1 protein-coding gene is annotated in these 317 nt (G+C 67.5%); it reads right to left on the bottom strand.

Annotated features, from left to right (window positions below):
- A partial coding sequence (locus QSK21_RS35975) for a hypothetical protein (protein ID WP_502871634.1) occupies positions 1-317 on the bottom strand: 317 nt, incomplete at both ends.

The raw sequence follows: 317 nt of genomic DNA, 5'->3' as shown, positions 1-317 counted from the left end.
CAGGGCATGCGGGTCGGGCTTGATGTCCGCCGGCGACAGGTGCTCGACAGGCGCGGAAATGGGCAGCGCGTTGGAGGCATCCCACACGCCCAGCAGAACCGCTCCCGGTTCCCGCGTGAACCGGGTCCTGATGGCATCGTCGGGTGTGGCCTCAATGGCATTGGCCACAAGTTCCCCGGCGATCAGGTACACGTCGTCGGCGAGGGAGAGCAATCCCCACTCGGTGAGCCGGAATTTGATGTGCGAGCGCACCCGGGCGGGGGCGGTCCACGCGGCAAGACATGTCAGGTCCAGCTCAGCCGTGACCGCCCAGTCGG

Origin of the sequence: Actinomadura sp. NBRC 104412 (assembly GCF_030269515.1) — a bacterium.
Taxonomy (GTDB): Bacteria; Actinomycetota; Actinomycetes; order Streptosporangiales; family Streptosporangiaceae; genus Spirillospora.
Note: the sequence above shows the minus strand (reverse complement) of the source record. Positions and strands in the feature narration are given on the sequence as shown.